The sequence below is a fragment of the Streptomyces aurantiacus genome (assembly GCF_027107535.1).
Lineage (GTDB): Bacteria > Actinomycetota > Actinomycetes > Streptomycetales > Streptomycetaceae > Streptomyces.
Map to the genome: position 1 here is coordinate 8,216,031 of NZ_CP114283.1, position 13,817 is coordinate 8,229,847.

The following is a 13,817-nucleotide window of genomic DNA, read 5'->3' on the forward strand; positions in this document are numbered from 1 at the left end:
CGATGATTGGAGAGTCGTGCACGACGACATGGAGCAGGTGCCTGGGATCGCGGACCCAGTCGACCGAGCCAAAGCCGCAATCGACCTGATGGCGAGGTATCAGGGCTGGGTGCTGGAGCTGTCCCGCATCCGGCGCGAGGCCATCGAGGAGGCGCAGGCGTCCGGTTTGACTCAGGCTGAGATCGCCAAGCGGCTCGGGGTCAGTCGAGGCCGAGTAGGGCAGCTAGCGTCCGCCGGCCCGCCGCCAGAGCGGGCGTTCTTCGGTACGGACCTGGTGACGGTGTCGCTCGGCGGCAAACCGGAAGCAGACAAGACCCCCGAACAAAACCCCAGCGACGTCGTCGCGAGGGAAGATCTCGACAACTTTGAGCACCTGCGCAAGCTGCTGAGCGGCATGAAGCTTGAGGCTCAGTACGAGGTGATCCCCTCGACAGGCATCGTCAACCTGAACCGCGAAAACCACGTGGTCGTCTGCGGCCCACGGCTGTCGCCCATCGTGGCTCAGGTTCTGGAGGGCGATAACAACCTGCGGTTTGAGAAGGACCGAGCCTGGCACTTGGTGGACCAAAAAGCCGGGAAGGCGTACCGGTCACCGATGGATGAGAACGGCTCAGCGGGTGACTTCGGCTACCTCGGGCGACTCCCTCGCCTGGACGGCCGAGGGACGTTCCTCTACATCGCTGGAATCCACGCCATAGGCGCCAACGGAGTCGTTCACTTCCTGGAGAACAACCTTGCCGAGCTTTACCGAGAGGTCCGCACTCGACGCTTCTCAACACTCATTTCGTGCCGCTACGACCCCGAGACACTCGACGTGCTGGAGAGTCGACGTGTCACTCCGCTGTACCGACATGAGGGCTGAACATGCGCGTCTCCATTGATACGCGCCCTGGGGGAACCAACCCGAACGAAGACTGGGTGGCCGGCACGTCCACGCTCGCGGTCGTGCTCGACGGGCTCAGCACTGCAGGCCTGACCACGGGGTGCCGCCATGGCGTCCCGTGGTATGTCGCCCACCTCGGAAGTCAGCTCATAGCTGCTCTGACAGACCCAAACCGACCACTCGTAAATGGCTTGGCGGACGCCCTCGAACGCGTGGCAAAGATGCACCCCGAGTGCGATCTCAACAACCCGGGAACGCCATCAGCCACAGTCGCGATCCTGCGCCATAGACACGACGCCCTTGACCACCTGGTTCTCGCAGACTCACCCATCATCTTCAACAGCCCCCGTGGCTACTCAGTGATCACCGATCTCCGCGTTGACGATGTCCTTCCCGAGATGAAAGCCGAAGTCGAGAGGCACGAGACCCACACCGAAGGACACAGAGAGGCTCTTCGACGCTTCGTGCTTGCTCAACGACAGGTGCGCAATACGCCGGACGGGTATTGGGTCGCTGCAGCCAGGCCTGACGCGGCTGAGCACTCACTGACCGGCGCAACTCCCCTTCGAGAGGTGCACGCCGCCGCCGTCATGTCCGACGGCGCATCGCGGCTCGTGACCGAGTACGAGATGGCGACGTGGCCCGAAGTGTTCGCGACGCTCCGGACGGGGGGGCCGCGCGAGCTGATTGACACCGTGCGCAAGGTGGAGGCCACGGATCCCACAGGGCGGCGGTGGCCTCGGTACAAGTCGGGGGACGACGCCGCCGTTGCCTTCTGTCAATGGTGACCACCGCTAGCCAGTGTTTCCCCCTGACCAGTGCAAAAGAAACGGGCGCAGCCTCGCAGTCAGGCCGCGCCCGTCTCATTTACCGCCGCACGCAGCCGACAGAGCCGTTCGCCGCGTGCCTGTCGACTCAGCGCCCGTACTGGAATGAACGACGCTGAGCACGTCTAGATCATGCCCTGACCAGTATGAACAGTCCCTAAGCGAGCACTACAGGCGTAGCGTGAATCGCGATTCTTTACTCGGTTTCAGTTTCCTCATTCATCCCACGCAGACGCTGCGCCAGATCTTCCACCGGCCTCCAGCTAAACGAACGACCACTCTTCCCTTTTGCGAAAAGCCCGTAATTCTCCAACCCAATTAGATCTTGCCTCGCCGTTTCATACACAACGTTATGACTCGCCATATGCGACTGCGCAGTGACCGATGCACCCGGGTTCTTCATCGCATGATTGAGCAAGGCAATTTGCCGGTGATTGAAAAGCTTCTGCGCTCCAGAGATAGTCTGCTGCAGCTCGCGAACCTCCTCCGCCTTTTTGCTCAAATATTCGTGCAACTGAGCAATGGACCGCTGCAGAACCCCCAATTGGTACAAGTGGAAGTAGGTGAGATCATTCTCATCATCTTCAGAATGCAAGTAACTATGCGCATACTTGGAAGGGGCATTCTTCAGAATCGGAGAGATGGCGACATACTCGGTGAGCCAGTAGCCCTGATTCAACATTGACCAGTAGAACAGAGCCCGAGCCGTTCGGCCATTCCCGTCCTCAAACGGATGGTCGTATCCGATCATAAAATGGACCGTGATGGCCCGTAGGACGGGTGGAATATACGCATCATCCAATTCGCCATTTGCGAAGTCACATAGCTTTTGCACGCGCGCAGAAAGAGTCTCTGCCGCAGGGGGTGTATGCAGCAGGAGATCACCGTTCCAAACACTTACACGATCTTCGTCCGGCAACTGGAACCGACCGGACGCACTTGGATTGTCCAGCGTGCCATCGGTAACGACTCGATGAATCTCGCAGATCATTTCCGGAGTCAAGCGCTCATTTCGCAAATCCCCAATCATTCGCATTGCTTGGTAATTATTGTAGATCATTCGCTCGTCGCGGTCGCGCGGCTGACGCTGAGTTCGAATCATCTCTTTTGCCACTGCCCGGCTAGTGGATGCGCCTTCTAGCTGGCTAGAGTTAATTGCCTCCTCAATCAAGGAGTTAATCAAGTAGCGGTCGCGAGTTGCAGGGTTAGTGACCTGCTCGCTGATCGTGATTTTCCCGCTGGCGTCACGGCTAACTTCTTCCAGCGACTTCAAAATGACATCCGGGAGTGCGAAAACGAACGGCTTCCCATCGATGTCAAGCAATGGAAGTCTCCGCTGCACTCTGCGACGGGCAAGCTTAATTCCCGCCCACCACTCCTCGTGCGTGAGATCTTCGGGAGGGTTCTTGTACCGGAGCTTATCCCAGGGTAGATATGGATCAGTTGGCCCGGCACCCGGAGCGGTAAGAATCCTTGTAATCTTCTCCGGCTCCGATTCCACGATGAGCTTCATGGTCTCGTCCGGTGGTGGCGGCGGCATTGGCCGTCTCATGTACACGTCTCCAATCGCAAGGGCAGGCTCGATCGTCGCGCAGGCGCTGCCTAGGCGCGCGGTGCAGAGACGTCGGCACGTCCTGCCACCATCGCGGGCTCAGGCGCTCCTTGAAGCTGTCGTTGCAAACTACTAGCGAGCTACTATTTTGCACCAGAGTAGTAGAATCACGCATCTGGGCAGCTCAGAGCACTGCGATGCAGCGCCAGACACCCCCACAGCCACCCCCCGACTGAACCGTCGGCGACCGCCCACGCTGAACTACTAGCGAGCTACTATTTCGTCCCAGGCTAGTAGTGGCGTCATCTGTTCATCCAGCTCAGAGCGCTGCGATACAGCGCCAGACACCCCCACAGCCACCCCCCGACTGAACCGCCAGCAGCTCATACCCGGCTCCACTGACGCCATCACGAAGACCCCTCGGCGACCGCCCACGCTGAACTACTAGCGAGCTACTATTTCGTCCCAGGCTAGTAGTGGCGTCATCTGTTCATCCAGCTCAGAGCACTGCGATACAGCGCCAGACACCCCCACAGCCACCCCCCGACTGAACCGCCAGCACCGGCATCTGCACGCCCAAGAGTCGTCCGCGCCCCAACAGCAAGAAGCCCCCCAGCCAATCAAGGCCGAGGGGCTTCGGACATCGGGACTCACACCAACGGAGGCAGCCGCCTCCGGCCGGGCCGCCTGTGGGCCGTCCGAGGGCGGCCCACGACGACCAACAACGACCACCGACAACGGCTGCCGCGCAGCTCTCCGAAGGGGTGCGAGCCAACACCGCACCCCGGGGAAAGACCAGTTCAATACCAGCGCTACTGAGGTGTGTGGAGTCGTCAGAGGCACCGGACGACGCAGCGCGCGCCCCGAACCGTGCGCGCACGCCCTCTTGTTGACCCTCTCTTCGCCTGCGACTCTGAGAGTCCCCCCACTTGTGAACTTGTGAATCCGTTAACTAACGGATTCGTAGGAGGTGGCTCCGTCCATGCTCGTCCGCGACGCCATGAGCACGGTGGTCCTCACCATCGGCCCCGCCCACACCCTTCGCAAGGCCGCCGCGCTGATGTCCGCGCGTCGTATCGGCGCGGCCGTGGTCCTCGACCCCGACGACAGCGCGCTCGGCATCCTCACCGAGCGCGACATCCTCAACTCCATCGGCCTGGGCCAGAGCCCGGACACCGAGCGGGCCCACGCCCACACGACCACCGACGTGGTGTTCGCCACCCCGACCTGGACGCTGGAGGAGGCCGCTTCGGCCATGGCCCACGGCGGTTTCCGTCATCTCATCGTCCTCGAGCACGGCGAGCCGGTCGGCATCGTCTCGGTCCGCGACATCATCCGCTGCTGGGCGCCGCTCCGTCAGCCCGCCCCGGCCTGAGAGGACTTCGGCAGACCGGCACCGGCAACCGGAACAGAAGGACGAGCGGGCAGGCTCCCCCGGGACACGGGGAGCCTGCCCGCTCTCTACGGCAGGCGTTCCAGTGCCGGCATCAGCCGCGCGCAGTGCCGGGACCGCGGCTTCCGGCCGCTTGCCGAAGTCTTCGTCGGCCTGCCCGTCTTCTGGGCCAGAGCCGAGCCTGATCTTACAATGGACACAGTCCAATTCAAATTATCTTCCAAAGTCACACCTGTTCGGGTTCTGGTCCTGCTGCTGTTAGGCTGTGCCGCATGAGCGACCTGTTGGAACGACTGCGCGGACGCGGCTGGCGTATGACAGCGCAGCGGCGTGTCGTGGCGGAGGTCCTCGGAGGCGATCACGTGCACCTGACGGCCGACGAGGTACACGCGCGGGCCGTTGTGAAGCTTCCGGAGATCTCCCGGGCGACCGTCTACAACACGCTGGGCGAGCTGGTCTCGCTCGGCGAGGTGCTGGAAGTCGCCACGGACAAGCGCGCGAAGCGGTACGACCCGAACGCCCACCGGCCGCACCACCACCTGGTCTGCGCCCGGTGCGGCGCGATCAAGGACGTGCACCCGGGCGGCAATCCGCTGGCGGATCTCCCCGACTCGGAGCGCTTCGGCTTCACGGTCTCGGACGTAGAGGTGACGTACCGCGGCGTGTGCCCGAACTGCGCGGCGGCCTGACCGGCCGGCCCTTCGCGAAGAACGGACCATGAAGCCCCGGCCCCTGTGGGACGCCGGGGCTTCTTCGTACCCACCGCGCGGTACCCGCCGCCCAGGCCGCCCGCTCCTCGGTCACGTCACGCACGGGAAAACACCGAAGGCCCGGAACCATTGGTTCCGGGCCTTCGGTCTTCAGTAGCGGGGACAGGATTTGAACCTGCGACCTCTGGGTTATGAGCCCAGCGAGCTACCGAGCTGCTCCACCCCGCGGCGATGAACTGAACACTACGTCACCACCGCCGACCAGCGCAAATCCCTTTCGCCCCCACCCCTCCAGCCCGTCCGGCGGACCAGGACGAAGCCCTGAGGCCCTGCTCCGGGCCGATGGCAAGGGCCTGGGGCGGCAGCCCTCAGGGACGGGCCGGGGCGGGACGGCCAGGGACGGGGCAGGCAGGGACGGCGGCGGTGCGGAACCCCGCCCGCCGTCCCGTCACGCGGACAGCTCCTGCCGCAACGCGTCCCGCAGCCGGGCCGCCCGCTCGGACACCTCGTCCGGCCCGAGCGACACCGCACGGTCGGCCCACCGCTGCCCCTCGGCAAGCTCACCCCGACGCGCGTAGACGAGGGCGAGCCGCAGCGCCGCCCGCCCGTGCCCCGCGTCGGCGGCCCGGGTCCACCACAGGGCGGCCTCCGGCTCACTCCCCTCACGGGCCAGCAGCAGCCCCAGGTTGAACGCCCCGTTCCGGGATCCCGCCTCCGCGGCCTCCCGGTACCACCGGGCCGCCTCCACAACGTCCCCGCGGGCGGACGCCAGCATGCCCACCCGCACCTGGGCCCGCCGATGCCCCTGGGATGCGGCCCGCTCGTACCACTCCTCGCACTCGCTCTTCTCCGTGGTCGGCTCACCCAGCTCGTGGGCGGGCGTGGGCGGGCGCCGGGCGTCGAGCACGGTCGCCAGCCGGTAGGCCGCCTCCGCACTGCCGCCGCCCGCGGCGCATCGCAGATGCCGCTCGGCGGCCGCCTCGTCGCCGTCCCGGAGCCGGGCGATCCCGACCTGGAGCGCGGCCTCGGTGTGCCCGGCGGCAGCGGCCCGCTCGTACCACCGCAACGCCGTCGCGTCCGCCCCGCGCCCCGCGTGCAGGATGCCGAGGTTGAAGGCGGCGTCCACGCTGCCGGCATCTGCGGCCTTGGAGAACCACGGCTCGGCCCCGGCCGCGTCGCCGACCTGGAGCAGCAGAATGGCCAGCGCGTTCGCCGCCTCGCGGTGCCCCGCGTACGCCGCGCGCCGGTACCACTGCTCGGCCTGAGCCGTCCGCGCCTGCTCGGCACAGAGCAGCCCGAGGTTGTACGCGCCGTTCACGTCGCCGGCGTCCATCGCGGCGCGGTACCACCGCTCGGCGGTCTGCGTCTCACCCCGCTCGGCATGCAGCGCGCCGAGGGCGTTGGCGGCGTTCCCGTCCCCGTCCTGGGCGGCCCGCAGCCACCACACCGCCGCGCTCTCGGTGTCACCCGCGTCCCTCAGCAGGAACCCCAGCGCGCAGGCGGCCCTCGCCTCGCCGTCCTTGGCGGAGGTCAGGTACCAGCGCCCGGCCTCCTTCAGCTGCCCACGCTTCTCCAGGATCGCTCCGAGGTGCAGTGCGGCCCGGCGGTGACCGCGTGCGGCCGCCTGGCGGTACCACTGTTCGGCTGCTTCTCCGGTGGTCTCCGCGACACCGTTGTCAGTGTCGGTTCCGGCCGCCTCCGCGGCCGTCCGGTCGAGCGTCCGCGCGAGCCGGTACGCCGCCTCGCGGTGCCCCCGCTCGGCGGCGGCACGCATCCAGCTCTCGGCCGCGACGTCACCCCGGTGCTCCAGGAGATCGGCGAGCGCGTACGCGCCAAGGGCGTGGCCCTGCTCGGCGGACTGCCGCAGCCAGTACTCGGCGGCGGGTTCGTCACCGCGCTCGCGGTGGTGGCGGCCCAGCGCGTGCGCGGCGGCCGCCGAGCCCGCGACGGCGGCGATCCGCCACCATCCGGCGGCCTCCTCCGCGTATCCGCGCTGGTGCAGGAGGACACCGAGGTTGTTGGCCGCGGCCCGGTCACCGGCCGCGGTGGCGGCGCGCAGCTGAGGCTCGGCTCCGTCGAGATCACCGCTGCGAAGCAGCATGGCTCCGAGGACACTCATCGCCTCGGCGTCGCCCTCTTCCGCGGCGAGCCGTTGACGAACCTCCTCGACAGCCTCACCGGTTTCGTCCCGGTCGGAAGGCTGCACAAACCGCCCTGTCTCCAACAGAGTTGCCTTGTCCCCCATAACGTCCATCGTCGCACCACCTGCAACCTGGGTACACCTGGTATACCGCAGCCAGTGAGGTCACTACAGCGTTTTGTCGACATGCCCACAGAGAGACAAGTGAAACACAGTTCTCTCAACTCGCTCCGTCCGGCGCGGCCTTCACCTCGGCAGCACTGGTGAACGAGAAGCGCCTCCAACCGCGGTCCGCCAGGAGTCCGCACACGCAGAAGGACCCGGATCCTTGGAGGATCCGGGTCCTTCAACTTCAGTAGCGGGGACAGGATTTGAACCTGCGACCTCTGGGTTATGAGCCCAGCGAGCTACCGAGCTGCTCCACCCCGCGCCGTTGTGTTGCAACCGTACCACGGCGCGAGGTGGCTCCTGACTCAGCCGCTGTCCGGGCTCTTACTGCTGCTCGGCTCACTGCTCGGCTTGCCGCTCGCCTCGGTGTTCTTGTCACCGGAGCCGCTCGGTTTGTCGCCGCTGTCGGCCTTCTTGTCGGCCGCGGCCTGTGCGTCCTCGGCCCGCTCGAGGGCGTCCTCAAGATCCTTCTGCGCTGTTCCGTACGCCTCCCAGTCGCCCTTCTTGAGGGCTTCCTGGCCTTGGTCGAAGGCCTTCTGGGCGTCGTCGAGCGCTTCCTGGACCGTGGGGTCGTTGGATGCCGGCGGTGGGTTCGTCTCGCCCTCGTCCGGTGGTTCGGTGGCCGAACTGTCGGCTCCGAAGACCTTGTTGAGCGCCTCGTCCAGCGTGTCCTCGAAGGCTGTGGCGCCTCCGTAGGTCACCAGCACCTTCCGCAGCAGGGGGTACTTGAGTCCACCGCCCTTCACGTAGACGGGCTCCACGTAGAGCAGGCCCCCGTCGAGCGGCACCGTCAGCAGGTTGCCGTACTCGACTTCCGAGTCACCACCTCTCAGGAGCCTGATGGACTCGGCGATGGATGGTTCGGAGTTGAACTGGCTCTGCACCCGTTTCGGTCCGTCGACCGTTCTGCCGGTGGGCAGTTTGAGGATGTTGATCTTGCCGTAGTCGCTCGTGTCGGCTTCGGCGTTCACCGACATGAAGGCGCTGAGGTTGTCGCGGCCGTTCGGTGTGAGCGTCGTCGTCAGGGAGAACGCCTGGGACTGCTCACCCGGCATCTTCATGCTGAGGTAGTACGGCGGCACCGCGTTGCCCGACTTGTTGGTCGGGTCGTCCGGCACCTGCCACACCTCACTGCCGCTGAGGAACGTCTCCGCGTCCTTCACGTGGTAGCGGGTCAGCAGCTCCCGCTGGACCTTGAACAGGTCCTGCGGGTACCGCAGGTGGTCCATGAGGTCCTGCGGGATGTCGGTCCGCGCCTTGACCGTCCCGGGGAAGGCCTTCTTCCAGGTCTTGAGGACCGGGTCCTTGGTGTCCCACTCGTAGAGCGTTACCTTGCCGGTGTACGCGTCGACGGTCGCCTTCACCGAGTTACGGATGTAGTTGACCTGGTTCTGCTGGGCCACCACCGCCCGCTGGTTGTTGGCGGCGGTCAGCGAGTCGGCCGTCGTGTCACCGAGGGTGGTGCGCGAGGCGTACGGGTAACCGTTGGTCGTCGTGTACGCGTCGACGATCCACTCGATCTTGTCGCCGACGATCGCGGGGTAGGCGTCGCCGTCGATGGTCAGCCAGGGGGCGACCGCCTCGACGCGCTCCTTGGGCGTGCGGTTGTAGAGGATCCGTGAACCCTCGCCGATCGCACCGGAGTAGAGGATCTGCGGCTCGCTGAACGCCACCGCGTACGCGGCACGGTTGACCGGGTTCGAGAGGTTGACGCCGCTCTTGCCCTTGTAGCTGGTCGTCTTCTCGCCGGTGTCGTCGGAGTAGTCGATCTCCTTCTGCGGACCGCCGACGATCGAGTACTGGCTGGTCTTCTCGCCGTAGTAGATCCGCTGCTGGTACTCCCCGAGATCGCCCTTGGAGGGCAGGTCGTACTCGGTGAACTCCGGGCGGCCCTCGGCGTCGGCGTTGGTGCCCTTGGCCGCGACCGCTCCGAAGCCGTGCGTGTAGCGGAAGTGGTCGTTGATCCAGTTGTTCTTCGGGATGCCCTGGAGGTTCAGCTCGCGCAGACCGATGACGGTGTCCTGGTCCTTGCCGTCCTTGCTGTAGCGGTCGACGTCCAGGTTCGACGGGAACGCGTAGTAGTTGCGTACCTGCTGGAGCTGCTGGAACGTGGGCGAGACGACGTTCGGGTCGAGGAGCCTGATGCTCGCGGCGCCGTCGGCGTCGTCGCGCAGTTTGGTCTTGTCCTCGGTCGTGCTCGTGCCCGCGTACTCGGTGACCTCGGTGCCGTTGATCCCGTACGCGTCGCGGGTCGCCTTGAGGTTCTTCTCGACGTACGGCGCTTCCTTGGCCTGCTCGTTCGGCTGGACCTGGAACTTCTGGACGATCGCCGGGTACAGGCCGCCGATGAGGATCGCCGAGAGCACCATCAGGCCGAAACCGATGACGGGCAGCTGCCAGGTGCGCCGCCACAGGGTGGCGAAGAACAGCAGGGCGCAGATGACCGCGATGCAGAAGAGGATCGTCTTGGCCGGCAGGTAGGCGTTGGCGTCGACGTACCTGAGGCCCGTCCAGTTGCCGGTCGCCTTGAAGTCACTGGACTTCACCGCGAGTCCGTACCGGTCGAGCCAGTACGCGACCGCCTTCAGCGCCACGAAGATGCCCAGCAGCACCGACAGGTGCCCGGTGGCCGCGGCCGTGGCGCGCGCTCCGGGGCTGGTGACGCGCAGTCCGCCGTACAGGTAGTGCGTCAGCGCTGCGGCGATCACGGAGAGGATCGCGGCCGCGAAGCCGAAGCCCAGCAGGAAGCGGTACCAGGGCAGGTCGAAGGCGTAGAAGGCGACGTCGAGGTGGAACTGGGGGTCCTTCTGGTTGAAGGGCACTCCGTTCACCCACATGAGCCACGTACGCCACTGGCCTGCCGCGGAGGCACCCGCGATCAGTCCGACGAGCGAGGTGATCCCGAGCAGGATCCACTTCTTGTACGGAGCCACGCCCATCCGGTAGCGGTCCAGGCTCTGCTGCTCCATCGACATGGCGCTGAGGGGTGGCCGCAGCCGGTGGGCCAGCCAGATGTTCACGCCGACGGCCACCGCCATCAGCAGTCCGAAGACGAAGAACAGGCCGATCTTGGTCCACAGGGTGGTGGTGAAGACGGAGGAGTACTGCACCGACCGGTACCAGAGCCAGTCCGTCCAGAACCCCGCGAACATGACGAAGGCCATGGCCAGCACGGCCAGTACGCCGAGTGTCATGAGCAGGGTCCGGACGCGCCGGGACGGTCGGCCCACTCTCATCCGCGGCCCTGTCGGGCCTCCGCCGCGGTCCGGCATCTGGAAAGCCAAGGTGCGCACCTCGAAGTTCGCTGTTGGTATCTGGGGGCCCTGCAGACGCCGGGCCACATCTATGCAACTTACTGATGCTTTACTCGGTTCCCGCTTCCGGGGCCGAACGAGGCAGGATTGTGACCATGTCCAACACCGCCTCCTCAGGCACCCCCATGGCCGCCGGGCCCCTCACCCGTGCCGTCCTCGAGATCGACGAGTACGTTTCGGGGCTCGGCTGGGACCAGCCCGCCCGGCTCTTCGCCCTGGTCGACACCTCGCGCCTGCGTTCCCAGGAACCGGGACTCGCCGAGCGTCTGGGTCTGACCGAAGATGTGCCCGAGGGCACCCTTACCCCTATTGAGCAGGACGAACTCCCCGCGGGCAGCCCGCTGGACGAGTTCCTCGGCACCATCGCCTGGCCGGACTCGGTCGTCGGCTGCGCGCTGTCCGTGGAGCGGCTGATGCTGCCGCCGTCCGCGGAGGCGTCCGTGCCGGACGGCCTCGACGAGAAGCGGCTGGCGAAGTGGGTCGCCGAGCATCCGGAGCGCCAGGAGGTCCGCATGACCGTGGCGGTGCTGCGCGGCGGCAAGCGCGACGCGGCGCTGCGGTTGCGCGAGAAGGACTCGGCGACCGACGTGCTCACCGGGACCGATCTCGTACCGGGACTGGCCGAGGCGCTCACGGCGACGTTCGCGGAGTAGTCCGCGGGTCGGCGGCCTGCCGGTGTGCTAGGACCTGGTGCATTTCGGCAGGTCGGCCGTGTCGCCGCCACGGATGTCCTTGAGTGCGCTCATCGCGTCGTCGATGGTGTCGACCTTGATGAGCGTGAGCCCTTCGGGGACGTCACGGGCGGCGGCCGCGCAGTTGTCCTTGGGCGTCAGGAAGTACTGTGCGCCCTTGTCGCGGGCGCCGACCGTCTTCATCTCGATGCCGCCGATCGGGCCGACCTTGCCGTCGTCGTCGATGGTGCCGGTGCCGGCGACGAACTTGCCGCCGGTGAGGCTGCCCGGGGTCAGTTTGTCGACGATGCCGAGGGCGAACATCAGGCCGGCGCTGGGGCCGCCGACGTCGGCTAGCTTGATGTCGATGGTGAACGGGAACGTGTGGTCGGTCCCGGCCGAGATACCGACGATCGCGCGTTCCTCGCCGTCGTCGTCGGACTTGGCGGTGGTGAGCGTGACGTCCTGCGCCCCGGTGGGTGTCCTCTTCTCCTTCTCGGCGGCGGCCTGCTCCTTGGCCGGCACGATCGTGAAGACGACCTTCTCTCCCGGCTTGTGCTTGGTGACCAGGTCCGCGACGTCGCCGGGCGCCTTCACGGTCGTACCGTCGACGGCCTTGATGACGTCACCGGCGTGCAGCCTGCCCTCGGCGGGGGTGTCCTTGACGACGGTGGAGACGATCACCCAGGACTTCACCGGGATGTCCAGCTGTTCGAGGGCCGCGACCTTGGCGCTCTCCTGGGACTGGCTGAACTCCTCGGCGTTCTCCTGCGTCGACTGCTCCTCCGTCTTGCCGTCGGGATAGAGCGTGTCGTGCGGGACCACCTTCTGGTCGTGCGCCAGCCAGCCGTACACGGCCTCGGCGAGGTTCATGTTGTAGTCGGCGCTCGTGACCCGGACGGTGGTCATGTTCAGGTGGCCGCTCGTCGCGTAGGTCTTGCGGCCGGAGATCCGCAGCACCGGTTCGCCGTCGTGCTCGCCGAGCGTGTTCACCGTCGGACCCGGTGACATCTCCGAGTACGGCACTTTGATGAAGACTCCCGCGCACAGGAGCGCGATCAGCATCAGGGTGGAGGCGAGCATCGTCGCGGTGCGGCGTGGCATGGAACGACAGTACGGGACCCCACTGTCGGCGCACCGTCAGGGCCGTCCGTCCGGGGACCGAGGGCCGGTCAGGCGTCCGAGTGCGACTTCTCCATGGCCTCGCGGAAGCGTGTGTAGCCCGCGAGCTCGTGGCCGTCCCCGAGGGTCTTGCGGTTCCGTCCTGCCCAACTGCCCCAGGCTCCGGCGCCGATCGCGGCGAAAAGCGGAATCAGCAACCAGGCGAGCGCTGCCATACCGACCTCCCAACCCCATGAGCGACCGCAACTGACTGATCAGCAGATTAACCATCCGCTTGTTCAACGCTCACGGCAGGGGTCGGGTTACGCAACCGGAAGGCCGTACGGGTGGTGCCGATGGGGCCGGTAGGGCCAACCGGGCCAGGAGAACCGGTGTGGCCGGTGTGGCCGATGACGCCGCCGCGGGCCGGTGGGACCGGTGCGGATGTGCTCCGGGGAGCGGGAGTCCTGTGGCGTCAGCAGGCCCCGACCCACTCCTCCGTACCGTCGGAGAACGTCTGGTGCTTCCAGATCGGGACCTCGTGCTTCAGGTCGTCGATCAGCTTCCGGCAGGCCTCGAAGGCTTCTCCCCGGTGCGGACAGGAGACGGCGACGACCACCGCGAGATCACCCACCCGCAGGTCCCCGATCCGGTGCACGGCGGCCAGCGCCCGCACGGGGTACTTCGCCACGACGTTCTCGGCGACCCGCCGCATCTCGGCCTCGGCGGTGGGGTGGCACGAGTACCCGAGCGCGTCGACGTCCGCTCCCCCGTCGTGGTTGCGCACGGTTCCCACGAAGAGCGCGGTCCCTCCGGAGGCGTCGTCACCGACGGCCCGGAAGACCTCGTCCAGGGAGAGGTCGGTCTCCCGAATCGCCAGAAGCTTGATGGGCTCCTGCGCGGCCTGCTCACCGGGATGATCATTCATGGGTGCCATACCCCCATCGTGCCCCACCCCGCCGACTCCCCGGAATAGCGCTTTCACCCGCACGCACGCGCGCACGGTTGGAGCCGTCTACAGAGGCAGACCCATGGAACCGCTGGACCCGCCCCGCTCC

General features: G+C 66.4%; 11 protein-coding genes and 2 tRNA genes. 5 read left to right on the plus strand and 8 right to left on the minus strand.

The window, feature by feature from the left end; genetic code table 11:
• The first annotated feature begins 16 nt into the window (after positions 1-16).
• Positions 17-862, plus strand: coding sequence for a sigma factor-like helix-turn-helix DNA-binding protein (locus tag O1Q96_RS38265; RefSeq protein WP_269252478.1), 846 nt, complete (start codon positions 17-19; stop codon positions 860-862).
• A 56-nt stretch (positions 863-918) separates the two neighbouring features.
• Positions 919-1,671 carry a protein phosphatase 2C domain-containing protein gene (locus O1Q96_RS38270; protein ID WP_269252479.1) on the plus strand — a complete coding sequence of 251 codons (753 nt, stop codon included), beginning with the start codon at positions 919-921 and terminating at the stop codon, positions 1,669-1,671.
• Positions 1,672-1,906: 235 nt separating this feature from the next.
• Here the strand turns inward: O1Q96_RS38270 and O1Q96_RS38275 are convergent, their stop codons facing one another.
• Positions 1,907-3,223, minus strand: coding sequence for a Fic family protein (locus tag O1Q96_RS38275; protein ID WP_269252480.1), 1,317 nt, complete (start codon positions 3,221-3,223; stop codon positions 1,907-1,909).
• Between the two features lie 1,021 nt (positions 3,224-4,244).
• Here O1Q96_RS38275 and O1Q96_RS38280 point away from each other — a divergent pair.
• Positions 4,245-4,637, plus strand: a complete 393-nt coding sequence (locus tag O1Q96_RS38280; RefSeq protein WP_269252481.1) for a CBS domain-containing protein — start codon at positions 4,245-4,247, stop codon at positions 4,635-4,637.
• 290 nt (positions 4,638-4,927) lie between these two features.
• A complete protein-coding gene (locus O1Q96_RS38285; RefSeq protein ID WP_269252482.1) occupies positions 4,928-5,344 on the plus strand; it encodes a Fur family transcriptional regulator in 417 nt (138 codons plus the stop codon).
• 175 nt (positions 5,345-5,519) lie between these two features.
• Here O1Q96_RS38285 and O1Q96_RS38290 read toward each other — a convergent pair.
• From O1Q96_RS38290 to O1Q96_RS38305, 4 genes are all read right to left on the minus strand, one after another.
• Positions 5,520-5,593, minus strand: a tRNA-Met gene (locus tag O1Q96_RS38290).
• Positions 5,594-5,813: 220 nt separating this feature from the next.
• Positions 5,814-7,619: a tetratricopeptide repeat protein gene (locus tag O1Q96_RS38295; protein ID WP_269252483.1), complete on the minus strand. Its 1,806-nt coding sequence runs from the start codon at positions 7,617-7,619 to the stop codon at positions 5,814-5,816.
• 242 nt (positions 7,620-7,861) lie between these two features.
• A tRNA-Met gene (locus tag O1Q96_RS38300) sits at positions 7,862-7,935 on the minus strand.
• A 43-nt stretch (positions 7,936-7,978) separates the two neighbouring features.
• Positions 7,979-10,945, minus strand: coding sequence for a UPF0182 family membrane protein (locus O1Q96_RS38305; RefSeq protein ID WP_269253891.1), 2,967 nt, complete (start codon positions 10,943-10,945; stop codon positions 7,979-7,981).
• Between the two features lie 137 nt (positions 10,946-11,082).
• On the opposite strand from O1Q96_RS38305, the gene O1Q96_RS38310 reads away from it, so the two are divergent.
• Positions 11,083-11,640: a PPA1309 family protein gene (locus O1Q96_RS38310; protein ID WP_269252484.1), complete on the plus strand. Its 558-nt coding sequence runs from the start codon at positions 11,083-11,085 to the stop codon at positions 11,638-11,640.
• Positions 11,641-11,667: 27 nt separating this feature from the next.
• Here the strand turns inward: O1Q96_RS38310 and O1Q96_RS38315 are convergent, their stop codons facing one another.
• From O1Q96_RS38315 to O1Q96_RS38325, 3 genes are all read right to left on the minus strand, one after another.
• Positions 11,668-12,762 (minus strand): YlbL family protein, encoded by a 1,095-nt coding sequence (locus O1Q96_RS38315; protein ID WP_269252485.1) that lies wholly within the window; start codon positions 12,760-12,762, stop codon positions 11,668-11,670.
• A 68-nt stretch (positions 12,763-12,830) separates the two neighbouring features.
• Positions 12,831-12,995, minus strand: a complete 165-nt coding sequence (locus tag O1Q96_RS38320) for a hypothetical protein (protein ID WP_269252486.1) — start codon at positions 12,993-12,995, stop codon at positions 12,831-12,833.
• A 239-nt stretch (positions 12,996-13,234) separates the two neighbouring features.
• On the minus strand, positions 13,235-13,696 hold the full coding sequence (locus O1Q96_RS38325; protein ID WP_269252487.1) for a molybdenum cofactor biosynthesis protein MoaE: 462 nt from the start codon (positions 13,694-13,696) through the stop codon (positions 13,235-13,237).
• Positions 13,697-13,817 lie beyond the last annotated feature (121 nt).

Excerpts from the sequence above, each read along its gene's own strand:
- O1Q96_RS38325 (WP_269252487.1), bottom strand. The coding sequence starts at position 13,696 with ATGGCACCCATGAATGATCATCCCGGTGAGCAGGCCGCGCAGGAGCCC.
- O1Q96_RS38275 (WP_269252480.1), bottom strand. The coding sequence starts at position 3,223 with ATGAAGCTCATCGTGGAATCGGAGCCGGAGAAGATTACAAGGATTCTT.
- O1Q96_RS38320 (WP_269252486.1), bottom strand. The coding sequence starts at position 12,995 with ATGGCAGCGCTCGCCTGGTTGCTGATTCCGCTTTTCGCCGCGATCGGC.
- O1Q96_RS38295 (WP_269252483.1), bottom strand. The coding sequence starts at position 7,619 with ATGGACGTTATGGGGGACAAGGCAACTCTGTTGGAGACAGGGCGGTTT.
- O1Q96_RS38315 (WP_269252485.1), bottom strand. The coding sequence starts at position 12,762 with ATGCCACGCCGCACCGCGACGATGCTCGCCTCCACCCTGATGCTGATC.
- O1Q96_RS38280 (WP_269252481.1), top strand. The coding sequence starts at position 4,245 with ATGCTCGTCCGCGACGCCATGAGCACGGTGGTCCTCACCATCGGCCCC.
- O1Q96_RS38310 (WP_269252484.1), top strand. The coding sequence starts at position 11,083 with ATGTCCAACACCGCCTCCTCAGGCACCCCCATGGCCGCCGGGCCCCTC.
- O1Q96_RS38285 (WP_269252482.1), top strand. The coding sequence starts at position 4,928 with ATGAGCGACCTGTTGGAACGACTGCGCGGACGCGGCTGGCGTATGACA.
- O1Q96_RS38305 (WP_269253891.1), bottom strand. The coding sequence starts at position 10,945 with ATGCCGGACCGCGGCGGAGGCCCGACAGGGCCGCGGATGAGAGTGGGC.